The sequence below is a fragment of the Leuconostoc sp. DB-1 genome, assembly GCF_013414845.1.
GTDB lineage: Bacteria > Bacillota > Bacilli > Lactobacillales > Lactobacillaceae > Leuconostoc > Leuconostoc mesenteroides.
Genome location: NZ_JABFNJ010000001.1, coordinates 1,777,391 through 1,795,643 on the forward strand (window position 1 = coordinate 1,777,391; position 18,253 = coordinate 1,795,643).

The 18,253-nt window shown below is 38.5% G+C and carries 14 protein-coding genes; 8 read left to right on the forward strand and 6 right to left on the reverse strand.

Going from position 1 to position 18,253, the window contains the following annotated elements; genetic code table 11:
* Positions 1-51: 51 nt before the first annotated feature.
* Positions 52-726, forward strand: a complete 675-nt coding sequence (locus HFP47_RS08755) for a Crp/Fnr family transcriptional regulator (protein ID WP_115231396.1) — start codon at positions 52-54, stop codon at positions 724-726.
* Between the two features lie 79 nt (positions 727-805).
* Complete coding sequence (locus HFP47_RS08760) at positions 806-2,161, forward strand: FAD-dependent oxidoreductase (RefSeq protein WP_115231397.1); 1,356 nt, start codon at positions 806-808, stop codon at positions 2,159-2,161.
* 175 nt (positions 2,162-2,336) lie between these two features.
* Here the strand turns inward: HFP47_RS08760 and HFP47_RS08765 are convergent, their stop codons facing one another.
* The 6 genes from HFP47_RS08765 to HFP47_RS08790 all read right to left on the reverse strand — a co-directional run bounded on the left by HFP47_RS08765 (position 2,337) and on the right by HFP47_RS08790 (position 8,374).
* Complete coding sequence (locus tag HFP47_RS08765; RefSeq protein ID WP_232683769.1) at positions 2,337-2,576, reverse strand: hypothetical protein; 240 nt, start codon at positions 2,574-2,576, stop codon at positions 2,337-2,339.
* 240 nt (positions 2,577-2,816) lie between these two features.
* The gene (locus HFP47_RS08770; protein ID WP_011680571.1) at positions 2,817-3,680 is read right to left on the reverse strand and encodes an NAD(P)-dependent oxidoreductase; all 864 of its coding nucleotides are present in this window, start codon (positions 3,678-3,680) and stop codon (positions 2,817-2,819) included.
* A 55-nt stretch (positions 3,681-3,735) separates the two neighbouring features.
* A complete protein-coding gene (locus HFP47_RS08775; RefSeq protein ID WP_036092842.1) occupies positions 3,736-4,545 on the reverse strand; it encodes an HAD-IIB family hydrolase in 810 nt (269 codons plus the stop codon).
* Between the two features lie 107 nt (positions 4,546-4,652).
* Positions 4,653-6,503: an FAD/NAD(P)-binding protein gene (locus HFP47_RS08780; protein ID WP_115231399.1), complete on the reverse strand. Its 1,851-nt coding sequence runs from the start codon at positions 6,501-6,503 to the stop codon at positions 4,653-4,655.
* Between the two features lie 177 nt (positions 6,504-6,680).
* Positions 6,681-7,622, reverse strand: coding sequence for an AEC family transporter (locus tag HFP47_RS08785; protein WP_014325275.1), 942 nt, complete (start codon positions 7,620-7,622; stop codon positions 6,681-6,683).
* Between the two features lie 128 nt (positions 7,623-7,750).
* Positions 7,751-8,374, reverse strand: a complete 624-nt coding sequence (locus HFP47_RS08790) for a carbonic anhydrase family protein (protein ID WP_115231401.1) — start codon at positions 8,372-8,374, stop codon at positions 7,751-7,753.
* A 724-nt stretch (positions 8,375-9,098) separates the two neighbouring features.
* Between HFP47_RS08790 and dnaA the strand changes: the two genes are divergently transcribed.
* From dnaA to gyrA, 6 genes are all read left to right on the forward strand, one after another.
* Positions 9,099-10,445, forward strand: coding sequence for a chromosomal replication initiator protein DnaA (gene dnaA, locus HFP47_RS08795; RefSeq protein ID WP_002816101.1), 1,347 nt, complete (start codon positions 9,099-9,101; stop codon positions 10,443-10,445).
* A gap of 211 nt (positions 10,446-10,656) precedes the next feature.
* A complete protein-coding gene (gene dnaN, locus HFP47_RS08800; RefSeq protein WP_179876338.1) occupies positions 10,657-11,793 on the forward strand; it encodes a DNA polymerase III subunit beta in 1,137 nt (378 codons plus the stop codon).
* A 192-nt stretch (positions 11,794-11,985) separates the two neighbouring features.
* Complete coding sequence (yaaA, locus tag HFP47_RS08805; protein ID WP_179876339.1) at positions 11,986-12,432, forward strand: S4 domain-containing protein YaaA; 447 nt, start codon at positions 11,986-11,988, stop codon at positions 12,430-12,432.
* Positions 12,414-13,538 (forward strand): DNA replication/repair protein RecF, encoded by a 1,125-nt coding sequence (gene recF / locus HFP47_RS08810; RefSeq protein WP_025267627.1) that lies wholly within the window; start codon positions 12,414-12,416, stop codon positions 13,536-13,538. The genes yaaA and recF overlap by 19 nt, the downstream gene beginning before the upstream one ends.
* A 61-nt stretch (positions 13,539-13,599) precedes the next feature.
* Positions 13,600-15,618 carry a DNA topoisomerase (ATP-hydrolyzing) subunit B gene (gyrB, locus tag HFP47_RS08815; RefSeq protein WP_011679026.1) on the forward strand — a complete coding sequence of 673 codons (2,019 nt, stop codon included), beginning with the start codon at positions 13,600-13,602 and terminating at the stop codon, positions 15,616-15,618.
* A gap of 74 nt (positions 15,619-15,692) precedes the next feature.
* Positions 15,693-18,239 carry a DNA gyrase subunit A gene (gyrA, locus tag HFP47_RS08820; protein ID WP_179876340.1) on the forward strand — a complete coding sequence of 849 codons (2,547 nt, stop codon included), beginning with the start codon at positions 15,693-15,695 and terminating at the stop codon, positions 18,237-18,239.
* The last annotated feature ends 14 nt before the right edge of the window (positions 18,240-18,253 follow it).

Genomic DNA, 18,253 nt, shown 5'->3' on the forward strand with positions numbered 1-18,253 from the left:
TTTTAATCCTATTTGCTCAAATATTATCAAGATACTCTAAGGACTCTTCTTATGCGTAAATTAACACATCCTAAACACAATTGTATTTCAGAAACTGTTCTATTTAGTCAGCTTCCCCAAGATGAACTAAATATGATCAGCGAACAAATCAATTACATTGAATACGCGCCTGGGGAAACCATCTTTGATGTAGAGGATGATTCTGATCGACTACTATTAGTACATCAAGGCAAACTAAAGATCAGCCAAACCTCCAGCAATGGAAAAGAACAAACGCTTTATTTCTTAAATGAAGGTGACATTGATGGAGAAGAATCTTTAATTATAGGTTCACGCCACGCAGTAACGTGTGTCGCTGTGATAAAATCTCGCATTTGTGAAATTCGCAGAGGCGATTTTATGACCTTAACAAAACGACAACCAACCATTGGTCTATCATTAGCCATATCTATTGCTGAAAAGATGCAGAAATTACAGACACAACAAGCTAATCTTTTAACTGGATCTGTGGAAGATAGATTATTGAAGTTTTTAAAGGATACTGCCGAGGAAACAGATAGTTTAAGTTTTGAACTACCTATGTCAAAAAAAGAACTAGCAGCTTATCTCGGCACTATTCCTGCTACCTTGAGTCGAAACTTTACAAAACTTGAAGAAAAAAGAATTATCAGTAGTAGCTCCAAAGGTAAAATCGTGTTAAATATCACAAAAATAGATAATCCTTGACTTAGGTCAATTACTTATGTGATTGTTTGAGCTTATAATTGATGTACAGATTACAATTACTAATCGGAGGACATACATCATGAAAATAGGTATAATTGGTGCTACACATGCTGGCGTATATGCAGCCAAACAAATCAAATCGGAGCATCCCGAGGCAGAAGTAACTGTATTTGAAAAAAATACTACTGTTTCATTTTTGTCGTGCGGCATAGCTTTGTGGATTGGTGATCATGTTTCTGATCCCGAAAAAATGTTCTACGAAACTCCTGAATCAATGCGCAACCAAGGTATTACCATGTTGATGGCGCACCAAGTTAATCAGGCTGACCTAAAATCTAAAACATTAACAGTAACTAATTTAGATACAGAAGAGGTTACAACACAACAATTTGACAAAATAGTTATCGCAACTGGTTCAAAGCCCGTTATTCCAAATATTCCTGGGATTGACAGTAACCGTGTGTATTTCTGTAAATCTTGGGATGACGCTACTCGTATCAAAAGCGTTGCCAAAGATCTCAAGCGTGTAGCTGTCATTGGCGCTGGTTACATTGGGGCTGAGTTAGCTGAACAACTTTCTGTTACTGGAAAACAAGTGACGTTAATTGATGGTGCTGACCGTGTGTTGGCAAAAAACTTTGGTCCGGCTTTCACCGAGCGTATTCAAAAAGAGTACGAAAAAAACAATGTTGATGTGGTTCTCAACCAGTTTGTATCTAAATTCGAAAACACGCCTAACGGTATCAAAATAACCACACCAAATGGCTCATACGAAGCTGATATTGCAATACTAGGCATTGGATTCTTACCAAACACCGATTTATTCAGTGGTCAACTTGAGACACTCCCAAATGGTGCGATAATTGTTAACGATTATATGCAAACTAGTGAAGACAACGTCTATGCCGCTGGAGATGCCAGTACTGTCTTTTTCAATCCAACCCAAGCCATTGATTACATCCCCTTGGCTACAAACGCTATCCGCCAAGGTATACTAGTCGGTAAAAACATTGTTGAACCAACAACTCGTTACCTCGGAACACAAGCTACTTCCGCAGTCGAACTATATGAACAGGCCATGGTTGCTACCGGATTGAATAGTGCGACTGCTAAAGAAAAAGGTCTTGATGTCATTGAAACAGTTATCGAAAGTGATTATCGTCCCGACTTTATGCTAAGTACAACTTCTGTTCTTAGTTCATTAACTTGGGAAAAAGATACTGGCCGAATTGTTGGCGGTTCGTTTATGTCTCAACATGATGTGTCGCAATCTGCCAATCTCGTTTCCATAGCCATTCAAAAACAAATGACAATTGATGAATTAGCAATGTCTGACTTTTTCTTCCAACCCAACTTTAGTCAACCAATTAACTACATTCCTGAGGTTGCTCTTGCCGCTGTCGCTGAGAAACAGGCTTTGACATTAGCTTATTGATGAATTTATTGAATTAATGTATACAAATAAAACACGACTTTCTATGACGAGTCGTGTTTTATTCTTGTATCGTGATTTTTATATTTAAATTATTAGTCTTTGTCACCTAAGATTGAAACCATAGAAACAGTAGAATTCCATCACTGTCAATCTTTGACCAAAGTTCTTTTTAATTTCAAAGGAGCCCTAGATTGTAAAGGAGCCCAAATAGCCATTCATCACGATGTAATTTTGTCATCAATATTCTGCCATCTTTTGACAAATTATGGTTGAGAGATAGTTTTCGAAGTTCATTAGTCATACTTGTTAATTCTCTGTATTCTGATACTTTTGGATTATTCAACTTTTTAGTTGTATCAGAGATTAATTTTTCTTCCTCACGATTTAAATTGGGGTGTTTTTCTAAAAAATTCAATAAATATTTTCATTTATCCGTTTTGAACATGGTTTTCCTTTTAATTTTTACGTTCGTTAATTGTTATCAAGTTTAAAAGTATGCATATTATTTAAACATATGTGGTAAGCGTCCGTCAATTTTTTGCTAAATTAACTAATATAAGCCATTTAACAAATAAAAATAGCCCAGTGAAAATGATTCGGGTCAATTTCACTGAACTATTTTTGTTTACTTTATACAGTCTATGCCACAAAAAGACTATTCAAATGAAGCCCACAATTTTACAATCGCTTGTACACCTTCATCCCCATGTTCTTGACTCAATCGCTCAAAGAGTTGCTCGGCAAGTTTGGTATTGGGCAAATCTATATCCATTTCCTTAGCAGCGTCTAACGCTATTCGTAAGTCTTTTAGTAAGTGCTTGACATAAAACCCAGGCGCATAATCACCTTGGAAAATACGTGGTATATAATTATCGACCGACCATGATCCTGCAGCGCCTTTACGCCAAACATTGTAGGCACTCTCTAAATCAAGGCCAGCTGCTTTTGCATAAACTAAGGATTCTGCCATTGTAATAACGGTTGCTGCAACACCAATATTGTTGCTCATCTTCATGTGTTGTCCCTTGCCCGCTGAACCAGCAAAAACAATTTGCTGTCCAATAACGCTTAATACAGGTTTAATCTCATCAAGAACTTGTTGTTCGCCACCAACCATAATCGCTAATGTCCCATTCTTAGCACCAATGTCACCACCTGAAACTGGCGCATCCAACACTTTGAATCCTAAATCAGCACCAGTTTGAGCCAATTGTTCAGCCAAACGTGGTGTTGAAGTTGTCATATCAACCAAAATTGAACCTTCTTTAGCACCAGCAAAAACACCATCTTCACTCGTCCACACTTCTTCAACATCTTTTGGATAACCAACCATCGTAAAAGTAATATCCGAGTACTGTGCAACTTTGGCCGGTGTATCTCGCCAGATAGCGCCATTATTGAGCACTGTATTTGCTTTGCTATGGGTACGATTGAAAACGGATACCTCATAGCCCGCTTGCAATAAATTATTAATTATTCCTGTGCCCATTACGCCAGTACCAATAAATCCGATATTCATACTTCATCCTCCTTAATTTAAAAGCACCACACCCATGTGCAATGCTTTTAAATAGCTATTTTGTAGTAATCAGTTTTTGAATAGTTTTTAAAACACCACTATGATTATTATCCGACAATGCAACATTAAATTGACCAATAATGTCAGCATCCGGCATTTTATATGGCAGCCCAACTGCGTTTAACATTTCCAAATCATTACCACCATCACCAAAAGCAACAGCATGAGACAAGTCAAGCGCATAACTTTCAGCTAACATTTTTAATCCTTCGGCCTTATTGACATAGGCAGGAACAATATCAATAGCCCCAGTGCCTGTTTCCGTAATATGCACATCATCACCAAAGAATGCAAGGGCATCATCGTAAAACCTTTTTTCGTCAAAGTTTGTCCAACTCATAGTGACTTTGTAGATTGGTTCGTTAATTTCACGCACGTCACCGAAACTTTTAACGTACTTAAAGTATTTAAAATAACGCTTGTTACTTGCCATATCCAAATCCAAAGGCAAATAAGCGGTCTCATCTGTTGAAAAAACCAAGCCACGGTCTGGACGCATACTATAGTTATTCAAGAATTGTTGAATTTTACGCAAAGTTACCGGGGGGAGAACTTTCGAGAACAACACGGTGCCATCGCTTTTCACCACACGAGCCCCGTTATTGGTGACAAAATTCAAGGGCTCATTAAGAAAATCTTTAAATAAGATATTAATGCGTTCTTGATGAACACCTGTGGCTATCGTAAATTGAATATGCTTCTTATTTAATTCACGCAATACATTACGAAACAATGCTTGATCAAACTTCTTATCGTCCGTCAAAAACGTACCGTCTAAATCCGTTGCTATCAGCTGAATGGTCAATGTTGGAAAGTTCCTTTACCTGTCTACTAGTCTATATGCTATTCATTCTACCTTGATAAACTAGGTATAGCAAATCTGTCTTTTTGTTTCACGTGAAACAATCAAGATTATGCCAAAATCTGTTGTGCAATCCATGCCCCTTCGCGCAAAACAACCGTATTAACACCAGGGCGTGGAATAACTGTCCCGAACCATTTTTTGCCTTCAAGAGGGATACCATAAATATATAAGTTATGCATGCGCTCCCCTTTGGAATTAACAACCTCAAAGGTACGACGATCCGCATCAGCTGAACCCAATTTATAGGTTGATCCATCGTTACGTGTCCAAATAGCAGCTGCCAAAATGCCCTTCTCTCGCAGACTAGCAATCAATGGGTTTGTTGATAGGTCAATGTTTGTCATGCCAACACGCGCTTCAACTAATGCATTACCTTGCACTTCGTTTCCCCGAGCATCACGAGCAACAAAGTTACCTGATTCAGTGGTGACCTGTATGTTGGCAGCCATGACTTCCACAATTCCAGCTTTAATCAAGGCACGTAACTGCTCGACACGTTCCAAGGGTGGTCCAACAGATACCATAGCGTCTAACGGTCTGAATTTACTCAAAAATATTTCATATTCATCTGCAGAGAAATAATCATGCTCAACTACAAAACGAACCCGATCGCGTAAATCACGTAAAATATCGAAAGCACCTGCAAAAGGCGCTATTTTATTGCCTAAGCGAGCATCTTGAATGTCTTTTTCCAAGTAGTCTAATAACCACTCCGTATAATCAGCACTCTTAGGTAAATACTTTGCCGGTTGACGTATAGCCTCGATATCAAAAGGTGGCTCATCAATCAAACCAACTGATTCTGCTGTTGCATTTAAATCAGCACTCGTTAGTAACGCCTGCTTCAAATCCTGCGCCTGATCGTATGTCAAATTGCTAGTTGGACTGTCGATTCTATTCAGTAAGTGTTTATAAGTCAACTCCTTAACAAGCAATTTTTCAAAATCATCGTACTTGATTTGTCCATGTCCAGCTGCGCGCAAAGCTTCTAAGGCTGGTAGTGTGAAAAATATTGGCTCATAAACTTCACTTGTCTCTTTTTCATTGATACCACGCGCATGCAATGGCACGCCACTACGAGACCCGGCAATAATATGCGGTTCTCGTCCAGATGAATGATAGGTCAAATCACCATCTGTTTCGCGTTCAAAGTACCCCCCTTTTCCAATTGACAATCCTGCCATATAATCGAAAAAACTTAGCCCGAGGCCACGAATGATGACTTTATCTTCTTGCGAAAATACGGAAAGATTGGCCTCAGATGGATGCGTAGGCGGCAAATAATTTAGACTATTTTCGTCTGCAAATGACTTAAACTTAGCTTCCTCAGCCGTTAAATCATTATTTGAATGTCCTAAGGCCATCACGACTTGATTGGCTAAAATTTGGGTCCCATCTGTCAAAACTACTTGGTAATTTGTACCAATTTGGGTAAGGTTTTCTACGCTTTGCTGCGTAAAGGTTAATGTTTGATTGCTACGGACTCTCTTTTTCAGCCATTCAAAATACCAAGCCGCGTAAATGCCCATCATGCCTCTCGTAGCAAAATCACTAGGTGATGTTAAATGTTGTATTTCGGCTGTATAGGAATCATCAAACTCTGAATGCTTCTCCAAAAAAGTGCGCGCGTCTGACTTTAACCACTGAAACAAAGTTGGTCCATGTAGTGGTTTACCACCATGTTCAATTGAATCATCAGTAAATAACGTAATTTGATCAATCACTGTATTCATTAGAAACAATTTATTTTGTGGAATGGATGGGTCCCAGACTCGTCCACCAATGACGTGTGGATCAAATATTTGAACATCGAGTTGAACATCGTCATCCGCTAAATTAATCAGTCGCTCAGCTACCGCTAAACCACGCGGACCGGCACCAATGATTGCTACTTGCATTATTTATCTTCTCCAGAACGTCTAATTTATTAACGCTTTTATATTATTATTAGTTTCCCATTATTATAGTTGTTTATAAAAATATTTTCAAAATGATCAATAAATATCATAGGTACCTTAAAACACAAAAACGACAGCCATTAGGCTGACGTTATTAGTATATTCATTCATTTGCAACTAGTTATTTATCAATGTCATAAGAATCGGAACCACTACCAAACTAAGAATTGTTGATTCAGTTACCATAATTGCTGCATAATCGGCATCCGCACCATACAAACTAGCCACTACTGGCGCATTTGTCATAACTGGCATAGCTGACTGTAAGATAAATACTTGTTTCATTAGATGCGGCACATCAGCCTTCCATAGGAGGAAAAACATGACAATTGGTGCCAAAATAAAACGACCAAATAATATACCTAAACTATATTTATTGAACTCCATATTTCTCAAGCCTGCGCGCTGCACAGCAATACCAATAAAGAACATTGATAGTGGCACAGTTAAGTTACCTATGTACTGTAAATCAGAAACCACAAATGTTGGCAGTTTAACATCTGTCCAAACAAAGATGATTCCTAAGATAAAGCCAAGCAACGGTGGTGAAAAAACCTTTGATAGCGTCGCCCTGATATCAAATTTCCACGCTCCTTCCCCATCACGCTGGATGAGATAAGTACCCAATGTCCAGAAAAAAGTCGTGTTCACCATATAATAAACTAACACATACGGTAGACTTTTAACACCAAACAAAGCCATATTTATTGGTAAGCCGACAAATACAGTATTTGAATTGAAAAACATTGATTGAAAAAGGCCACGGCGATTTTTTCGAATACCTAAAGCTCGTGCAAATCCAACCGAAATTGCAAATAAAACTAGCATCGAGATAATTGGAAATTTAATTTCAGGTAATAAACGTATCAGTTCGCCTTTAGTGAAATCATGCGTTATCGTATTCACCATGTACATTGGCAACGCAACCTGCGTCACGATACGTGCAATAATCTGGCCACTTTTATCCGTGAACCACTTTGCACTTGCCAATCCATAACCAATGGCAACCATTACTAGGATCACCAAGACACCCTGTATACTCTGTAAAAATACGCTCAAAACACTGCCCCATTTATGTGAGAAATTTTAAAATTATTCACATAACATCATATCATTTACTAGTTTTGTTTGCACCATCTATATAAAAATATGCATAAAACCGTTGATGAACATACGAACGTGTTAAATTATTTTTTTTCAGGAAAAAAATCGATTTCTCGCCCATTTAAGTCCTGTACTTCACGATAATTATTTGGATAATCAGCATGTAAAAATGCTTTATCTTGCTTTGATATTTGTATTGCTGACGTCAAAACGAGCCAGTTAATATTTTGCCCTAATGGCGGTGTTGTCAACGATCCTGTATATCGATAATAACTACGATTGTCAGGAATTAACTTCAATAACCCTTCTGCGTTAACATGTTCATCATAAATGTTTTGCACTTCGATACCGTTATCATTATTTGCTGTTTCTCCAAAAACTGCTAACACTAACGTTTGATTATCACGTTGAAAAACAAAATGAATCTCAGCATCGTACCTCTTACCGTCTACGAGATGTTCTGCCCCATCATGAAAATGAAATCTTTCTAATGCCCATACCGTCCCATCAACACACAAATTACCTTGAACTAAAAACTGTTCTCCTATAATTCGATCGTCAGACTGGACTCGATCCTCAAAATGAATAATCAACTGACTGTTTTCTTGTTGTTGAATGCTTGTCAACGGAATATCAATCGGTGATTGATAAATCGTGTCATCGGCCTTTCGCCAATCCTCTTGTTCTCTATAATCTAAGTGCTTCATCCGGGTACCTCTTAAATTTCTTACTATCGTATTTATATATAGTAAAGCAACAACAAAGAAAGTTCCCACAATATGCTCACAATGCACCATCAATTTTTGCTCCCCAGCATCAATTGGTTCATTTATTCTAACACGTTTTATTTTGTGAAAATAATTATTAATGCATTTTGGTTGACCATCCTAACAAAAACGGCTCAAAAGCTATGATAATTAAGGTTTTTTCAAAAATATTTATCAACTTTTTAGAGGAAAAACAGAAAATAAAATAGCTCCTTAATAAATTCTTTAACATTCACAATGTTATAAAAACTTATCCTCTACCTGTTTACTCACGGTGTTTTTTAGCTTTTTACTAACATGCTCTTTCACAAGTTATCCACATATCCACAAGTTGTGAACTCACCCCTGTGGATAATGTTTATAAACAGCCTCAATTATTGTCCTTTCGCCCTTTTGCTTGTGTATAACAATGTTCATTTGTGGATAACCCACACATTTGTTCGTCTTAATATCAACAACCCCTCTTTTTCATTGTCCACAACTGTTGATATTCTCTAAAGTTGTCGTTTGCCTGTGGAAAACTATTTTTCTTATTGTTATAATTAACTTTGCTACTTCTTCTATATTAGAAAAGTCGTCGGTTCAATCCATAATCTTCGTTAAATACTATCAACGTAAGATCGTCATTTCATTCTGACTTGAACCATATTTAGGAGAGATAATCGTGACAAAACCAATAACCAAAGAAGAATTATGGTCAAAAGTGCAAGCCGAATTTTTTACCAAGCTCGGTCGTGTTACTTTTTCCACCTATATAGAACCGCTAAAACCGCTGACGCTAGGGGATACTAGTTTAACATTAGCAGTACCAAGTGATATGGCACAAGATATCATTGATCAATGGGATAGTGAATACTCCATGGATTTTGTACAATTTGCCATGTCGATTGCTGATGGTTTTATTAAGCCCGACTTGCAAGTGGCCGAAGCAAAGCCTACCACTATACCAACTTTTTCAGATAATTTATCATTTACGCGCGAATCTGACTTAAATCCAGATTTTACTTTTGAAAAATTTGTTATCGGTTCAGGAAACGAAAATGCCTATGCTGTCGCGCGTGCAGTTGCTGATGAGCCTGGACAAGTATACAATCCTTATTTAATTTATGGTGGGGTTGGTCTTGGGAAAACACATTTGATGCAAGCTATCGGCAACGCGTATGCTGTGTCGACGCCAAGCGCACACATCAAATACGCTACAGCTGAAGATTTTTTGAACGATTTTACTGAATCTTTGCGCGCAGGGGATGGCGCTACAGCAGCTTTTAAGCAAGAATATCGTTCTGTTGACCTCTTACTTGTTGATGACATCCAATTCTGGTCTGGAAAAGAAAAAGTTCAGGAAGAATTTTTCAATACTTTTAACGTTTTAACTAAAAATGGTAAACAAATCGTTATGACTTCAGATAAATTACCAACAGAGATTGTTGATCTACAAACACGATTAACATCACGTTTTGAAGCCGGCATTATGATGGATATTCAAAAACCTGATTTACCTACAAGAGTAGCTATTCTACAAAATTTGTCTGAATCTGATGGCTTAGATATTCCTAACGATGTGTTAGAACTGATTGCCGAAAAAATTGATTCCAATGTGCGTAGCTTAGAAGGGGCGTTTCATAAGTTTGAAGCCAGCTTGCGATATATGAATAAACCGGCTACAAAAGAGACTGCCCAACAAATATTAGGTGATTTAAATATTAATCAAGGCTTCAAGATCACTGTTGAGCGCATTCAACAGGTTGTGGCAGATTATTATATGCAAACTATTGATGATCTTAAAAGTTCAAGTCGCAAAAAAGATCTTGTCACTGCACGGCATGTTGCTATGTATCTAACAAGAACGCTAACAAATGAAAGTTTGCCTGACATTGGCCGTTCATTTGGTGGGCGAGATCATTCTTCGGTACTACATGCCACGACCAAAATAACTGAAAAATCAGAGAGCGATTCGCGTACAAAAGAAATGTTGGACGCCCTAACTGATGAAATTAAACATGGCAAATAACTCTAAGCATTGCTCATAAAAACGTATGTTTATAAAGTTGTAAAAATAGGGTAGTTACCAACAGCGTTGTGAACAACTACTTATAAACGTTCTGTTAGTCACAGGGGACTTTTCCACAACATCAACACCCCTTATTATTACTACTACATATTTTTATATAATTATTAATATAACTATCACTTATTTGCTTAATTTAAAAAGGAGTAACATCATGCAATTTACAATTAACCGTTCAGCCTTTATTAAAGCCCTCAATGATGTATCACGTGCTATTTCATCACGAACAACTATTCCAATTTTGACTAATATCAAATTAGTTTTAAATGATGAAGAATTAGTCCTTACTGGTTCAAATGCAGATATTTCTATTGAAACAACTGTGCCACAATCAGATACTAGTGCCCAATTAATTATCACAACTCCTGGTGGCATTACCTTACCGGCAACTTTCTTTATTAATATTGTTAAGCATCTTCCTAATGATGCAATGACTCTTAATGTTGAGGGCTTACGAGCTACTATTACATCTGGTGCCTCATCATTTACAATTAATGGACAAGACGTACAAAACTACCCACAATTACCAGAAATGGATGATGTGCAAAGTTTGAGTGTTTCTGCTGCGCAACTTGTCGATATTATTTCGCAAACAAAAATTTCAGCTTCTACACAAGAAAGTCGACCAATTTTAACTGGGATACATCTACAATTAACAGGAAATAGCGTGAAGGCAGTTACAACTGATTCTCATCGCTTATCCCAACGCATTGTTCAACTAACAGGAACTGACGCCAACAATGTTGATGCAAATGTAATTATTCCAGCAAAATCTTTTAATGAATTACAAGCATTACTCGAGGGACAAGATCGTGTGGAAATCAAGTTTTCTACAAACCAGGCGGTGTTTGATTTAGGACATACAACATTTTATTCACGTTTACTAGAGGGAAACTATCCTGAGACAGATCGTTTGATTCCCACGGAGAGCACGACACAAATCACAATTGAGGCAAGCTCATTACTGGGTGCAATTGATCGAGCAAGCTTACTGAGTCACGAAAGTCGGAATAACGTTGTTCAATTGTCATTAAAAGCAGGGCGTGCAGTGTTAACCGGTACATCTCAAGAAGTTGGACAGGTGACCGAAGAGTTGAATGCCAATAGCATTGAAGGGGAGGACTTAGAAATCTCTTTCAATCCGGATTACGTTCGTGATGCTTTGCGTATTTTTAATGGCAAGCGTGTAGATGTTAAATTTACAAGTAATTTGCGTCCGTTTACTTTGACACCTGAAGGAGAGACGGACAATAGACAATTACAACTCATAACACCAGTCCGCACGTTTTAAATTGAAAAACATGTCATTTGTTCAAATACTTGAAAATAAACCCGTTTAAACAAAAATAAACAAAACACACTAACGAGGCCTAGAATTGCTTACATACAATTTTAGGCCTCGTTTTTGAGCTTTTAGGGTTTAAAAATGGTATAATACTATAGTAACTACCGTGACCATTAACTCACAAAGAGAAAGCGATATATGACAACCAGCGTACGTATCACAACTGAATACATTACTTTGACACAATTATTAAAAGAAGAGAACATTATTTCATCAGGCGGCCAGGCCAAATATTATTTAATGGATTTTCCGGTGTTACTCAACGGAGAAACAGAAAATCGTCGCGGTAAAAAGTTATACGATCATGATGAGATTGTTATTGATGGCGAAACCTACACAATTGAATTAGCAGAGAATGCTGAAGAGTTGATAGCAGAAGCTGAGACGCAAAGAGCTGAACGTGCTATAAACGCTAAAAAAACCGTCCGTGATGATCGTATTAAGGCACAAAAGGCAGCTGCAGCCAAAGCCCGTAAGGAAGCTAGATTTGCTGAATTACGCAAAAAAAATCGTACTCGTGCTGGTGGATTTGGTCGCTCGACAAACAAACCTAAAGGACCCGGTTCGTGGAACTCGAATCGTTAAAGCTCGATCATTATCGTAATTATTCAGATTTAACGCTGGAATTTAGCTCGGGTGTGAATGTTTTTCTTGGTGAAAATGCGCAAGGAAAAACAAACTTATTAGAAAGTATTTATGTATTGGCACTTGCAAGGTCACATAGAACCAGTAGTGACAAAGACTTGGTCCAATGGCAAGCAAAAGAAGCAACTATCAGTGGCCGGGTTAAACGTTCTATTAGTGAGACCCCGCTGTCGCTCCATTTTTCTAATAAGGGTAAAAAAGCACGGGTTAATCATCTTGAACAATCAAAGCTCTCGCATTATATCGGGCAACTCAATGTCATTTTGTTTGCACCAGAAGATCTTGAGCTGGTTAAAGGGGCGCCAAGCGTACGTCGCCGTTTTATTGACATGGAGTTTGGCCAAATGAACCCCTTGTATTTGTATAATACGACACAATACAAGCGGATTTTAAAAGAAAGAAATGCTTATCTTAAGCGTTTGCAACTTAAACAGACAACGGACACAGTATTCTTGGATGTATTGAGTGAACAGTTGGTTGATGTAGGTTCACAAATTTTAATTGCACGTCAAGAATTTTTGAACAAATTAGAATTGGCTGCACAACCAATTCACGCTGAAATATCTGATCAGCGTGAAGCTTTGAAATTACGATATATGAGTTCGGTTGATTTTGCTTCAGATGCTAGTCTTGAAGAGGTGAAATCGGTATTCGCTGATGCATTGTCACGTCAGCGTTCACGTGAAATTATGCAAGGATCGACAATGGTTGGCCCTCATCGCGACGAATTACAATTTGATGTTAATGGGAATAATGTTGCTGTTTTTGGTTCACAAGGACAGCAGCGAACAACGGCGTTGGCTATTAAATTAGCCGAAATTGATTTAATGCAACAAGAAACTGGGGAGTATCCAGTATTGCTTCTCGATGATGTACTTAGTGAACTTGATGCCAGTCGGCAGACACATTTATTATTGGCAATTCAAGATAAGGTGCAAACATTTATCACTGCACCAACACTCAGCGATATTGCACGGCAACTCATTCGAAAACCACGTGTGTTTCATGTGAAACAAGGAGTGATTACACTCGAAAACGACACATAGGTTAAATCAATGAATTGATTTTGCTATGTGATGATAATAGATAGTACATAAAGGATACAAAATGGCAGAAAATAACGAAAATATAGATCAAGAATTAGAATCAGTTGATGATATTATTACTGATGACGAAGAAATCCGACACGCTAGCACGGTTGATGCGAAGGCCGGTGATTATAATGCTGATCAAATTCAAGTATTGGAAGGCTTAGAGGCTGTTCGTAAGCGTCCCGGAATGTATATAGGAACGACTACAGCCCAAGGTTTGCATCATTTGGTGTGGGAGATTGTCGACAACGGTATTGATGAAGCGTTGGCAGGATTTGCTTCCCACATAACGGTAACAATCGAAAAAGATAATTCAATTACTGTAACAGATGATGGACGAGGTATTCCGGTTGATATCCAAACAAAAACAGGGAAACCCGCGCTAGAGACTGTGTTTACCGTGCTTCACGCTGGTGGAAAGTTTGGTGGCGGCGGGTATAAAGTATCTGGTGGATTGCATGGTGTTGGTGCTTCTGTTGTTAATGCGTTGTCAACCGACTTAGATGTTAAAGTGGTTCGTGATAATAAAGTTTACTATATGGACTTCAAAGTTGGTCGTGTTCACACAACTATGAGAACCTTAGACGAGGAACCAACGATTGAACGCGGCACAATCGTTCACTTTAAACCTGATACTGATATTTTTCGCGAGACAACAACTTATAATTACAAGACTTTGTTGACACGTGTGCGCGAGTTGGCCTTTTTAAATAAAGGATTACGTATTTCGATTGCTGACAAACGTTTAGAAGAACCAATCAAAGAGAGCTTCCATTTTGAAGGTGGTATTAAAGAATATGTTCAATACCTAAACGAAGATAAGCAAGTTATTTTTCCTGAACCGGTTTATGTTGAGGGTGAGGAAAATGGAATTGTCGTTGAAGCTGCTTTACAATACACAACTGACATAAAAGACAGTTTGCGTACTTTTGCAAACAATATTAATACTTATGAAGGCGGGACGCATGAAACCGGCTTTAAAACAGCATTGACACGTGTGATTAATGATTATGCACGTAAAAGTGGTCAAATTAAAGACGGTGCGGAAAGTTTGACTGGTGAAGATGTTCGTGAAGGAATGACAGCGATTGTTTCTATCAAGCATCCAGATCCACAATTTGAGGGACAAACTAAGACCAAACTAGGCAATTCTGATGCGCGTCAAGCCACAGATCGCATGTTCTCAGAAACATTTAGTCGTTTCATGATGGAAAACCCAAATGTTGCTAAACAAATTGTTGAAAAAGGTGTCTTGGCTCAAAAAGCACGTTTAGCAGCTAAACGTGCTCGCGAAATGACGCGTAAACAATCTGGTTTGGAGATTGGTAATCTACCCGGAAAGTTGGCAGATAACACATCAAATGACCCTGCCATTTCAGAATTGTTCATCGTTGAGGGTGACTCTGCCGGTGGTTCTGCTAAGCAAGGACGAAACCGTGTAACACAAGCTATTTTGCCAATTCGTGGTAAAATTTTGAACGTGGGGAAAGCTTCACTGGAACGTGTTTTGGCTAACGAAGAAATTCGCTCGCTCTTTACAGCTATGGGCACTGGCTTTGGGGATGATTTTAATGTTGAAAAAGCTAACTATCATAAAGTTATTATTATGACTGATGCGGATGTTGATGGCGCACATATTCGTACGTTACTTTTGACATTATTTTATCGCTATATGCGACCTTTGGTTGATGCTGGCTATATTTATATTGCTCAGCCACCTTTGTATGGCGTTGCTTTAGGCAACAACAAATCAATGACTTACTTGGATTCTGATGAAGAACTTGAGTCATATTTGTCGCAATTGCCATCCAATGTTAAGCCAAAAGTGCAACGATACAAGGGACTTGGAGAAATGGATTATGATCAATTAGCTGATACGACCATGGATGCTCAGAACCGTCGTTTATTACGTGTTGATCCAGCTGATGCTGAAGAAGCTGAAGCAGTTATTGACATGTTGATGGGTGGCGATGTGCCTCCACGTCGAAAGTTTATTGAAGATAATGCAGTCTTTGTTGAAAATTTGGATATTTAATCCAAGTGTGTTTAGTATTGAATTTAAAAACACAATATAAAAGTCATAAAATATTTGCGAGGAGTAAATAAGTAATGTCTGAGTTAAACGACAGCCGTATTAAAAATGCGAATTTGTCAGAACAAATGAAAACGTCATTCTTGTCATATGCCATGTCTGTTATTGTGGCACGTGCACTGCCAGATGTGCGCGATGGCATGAAGCCGGTACATCGACGAATTCTGTATTCAATGATTGAACAGGGAAACACACCAGATAAGCCACACAAAAAGTCGGCTCGTATTGTTGGGGATGTAATGGGTAAATATCACCCCCACGGAGATTCTGCAATTTATGAGTCAATGGTCCGGATGGCACAACCTTTTTCATACCGACACATGTTAATTGACGGTCACGGAAACTTTGGTTCTGTCGATGGCGACGGTGCTGCTGCTATGCGGTATACGGAAGCTCGTTTGAGTAAAGTCGCCATGGAAATGGTTCGTGATTTAAACAAAGATACAGTTAATTTTATTCCCAACTATGATGGTGAGGAACGCGAACCGGAAGTATTACCAGCACGTTTTCCAAATTTGTTGGTTAACGGGGCCACCGGAATTGCTGTTGGAATGACAACGAACATTCCAACGCATAACCTTGCTGAAGTGATTTCTGCGCTTCATATTTTGATGAATAATCCAGAGGCTACCACAGCCGACCTGATGGAAGCATTACCTGGACCCGATTTTCCCACTGGTGGTATTGTTATGGGAAAGTCAGGTATTCGTCGTGCATATGAAACTGGACGTGGCACTGTAACTGTACGTGCAAAAGTAGATATTGAGCAACTTAAATCAGGTAAAGAGCAGATTGTTGTAACTGAGCTACCTTACGCCGTTAACAAGGCGCGTTTAATTGAGCGTATATCTGAATTAGCACGTGATAAAAAGATAGAAGGCATCACAGGAATTCGCGATGAATCGGATCGTGAAGGCTTACGAATTTCTATTGATGTTCGTCGCGATGCTTCGGCAAGTGTCATTTTAAATAATCTATATAAGCAAACATTATTGCAGACTAGTTTTAGCTTTAATATGTTGGCGATTGATCACGGTGCGCCTAAGACAATGAGTTTGAAAGAGATACTTGTTGCTTATCTGGCACATCAACGTGAAGTTATCCGTCGTCGTACAGTATTTGAATTACAAAAGGCACAAGCGCGCGCGCACATTTTAGAAGGTTTACGCATTGCGCTTGATCATATAGACGAAATTATCACAATTATCCGTTCGTCAAAGACCTCTGAGGAAGCTAAAACTCGTTTAATTAATGGTTATGCTTTATCTGATAAACAAGCACAAGCTATCTTGGACATGCGTTTGGTTCGTTTGACTGGCTTGGAACGTGACAAGATTGAAGAAGAATATCAAAAACTTGTTGCTCTGATTGCTGATTTGAAAGATATTTTGGCGCATGAAGAACGTGTTGATGAAATTATTTATAATGAGCTACTAGAAATCCAAACAAAGTTTGGTGACAAGCGTCGCACAGAATTGCAGGTTGGTGACGTTCTAAGTATTGAAGATGAAGATTTGATTGAAGAAGAAGATGTAATCGTAACATTGACTAATAGTGGTTACATCAAACGCGTTGCAACTGGAGAGTTTAAGGCACAAAATCGAGGTGGTCGTGGTGTTCAGGGTATGAATGTTCATGATGAGGATTTTGTTGACCAGATGATCTCTACATCAACGCATGATACTTTGTTGTTCTTTACTAATAAGGGTAAAGTCTACCGTATGAAAGGCTATGAAGTACCAGAATATGGTCGCCAAGCGAAGGGAATCCCAGTTGTTAATCTTTTGAATTTTGAAGGAAATGAAAAAATTCAAACCGTTATCAATGTTCGTGGGGAAGCCGGTGAAAGCAATGATCACCTATTCTTTGTAACTCGTTTGGGTGTTGTCAAGCGTACAGCGGTAAAGGAATTTGCAAATATTCGTACGAATGGACTAAAAGCCTTAACTTTGCATGATGATGATGAAGTACTATCTGTTCAAATTACTGATGGTACGCAAAATATTATTATTGCGACACACAATGGTTATTCAGTTAGTTTTGCTGAAAACGATGTACGTGTTATGGGACGTTCAGCTGCTGGAGTCCGTGGGATTCGCCTTCGCGAAGGGGATCTAGTGGTTGGTTCTGACGTGTTGGAAAAAGATCATAATGTTTTGATCATCACGGAAAAAGGTTACGGAAAGCAAACACCAGTGAGCGAATATCCAATCAAGGGTCGTGGCGGTAAAGGAATTAAAACGGCAAATATCACCGAGAAAAATGGTCCCCTTGCTGGAATGACTATTGTCAGTGGCCAAGAAGATATTATGGTTACGACGACACAAGGTGTAATGATTCGTTTTAATGTTGATTCTGTCAGTCAGACAGGACGTGCAACACTGGGTGTGCGTTTGATTCGCTTAGAAGGTAATGCCAAAGTGGCTACGTTAGCAAAAGTAGAACACGAGGAAGTGCTAGAGGATGTTTCACGTGAAACATCTGATAAGGCACCGTTGGATGAGCAACAAATTGACCAAGTTTCAGAACTATTAGATCGTGCACAAGACGATACTGATAAATAACAAAAAATAAACCA

Bases quoted from the DNA above. Each gene is read 5' to 3' on its own strand.
- HFP47_RS08780 (WP_115231399.1), bottom strand. From the start codon at position 6,503: ATGCAAGTAGCAATCATTGGTGCCGGTCCGCGTGGTTTAGCGGTAGCT.
- HFP47_RS08770 (WP_011680571.1), bottom strand. From the start codon at position 3,680: ATGAATATCGGATTTATTGGTACTGGCGTAATGGGCACAGGAATAATT.
- dnaN (WP_179876338.1), top strand. From the start codon at position 10,657: ATGCAATTTACAATTAACCGTTCAGCCTTTATTAAAGCCCTCAATGAT.
- yaaA (WP_179876339.1), top strand. From the start codon at position 11,986: ATGACAACCAGCGTACGTATCACAACTGAATACATTACTTTGACACAA.
- HFP47_RS08760 (WP_115231397.1), top strand. From the start codon at position 806: ATGAAAATAGGTATAATTGGTGCTACACATGCTGGCGTATATGCAGCC.
- HFP47_RS08755 (WP_115231396.1), top strand. From the start codon at position 52: ATGCGTAAATTAACACATCCTAAACACAATTGTATTTCAGAAACTGTT.
- gyrA (WP_179876340.1), top strand. From the start codon at position 15,693: ATGTCTGAGTTAAACGACAGCCGTATTAAAAATGCGAATTTGTCAGAA.
- HFP47_RS08790 (WP_115231401.1), bottom strand. From the start codon at position 8,374: ATGAAGCACTTAGATTATAGAGAACAAGAGGATTGGCGAAAGGCCGAT.
- gyrB (WP_011679026.1), top strand. From the start codon at position 13,600: ATGGCAGAAAATAACGAAAATATAGATCAAGAATTAGAATCAGTTGAT.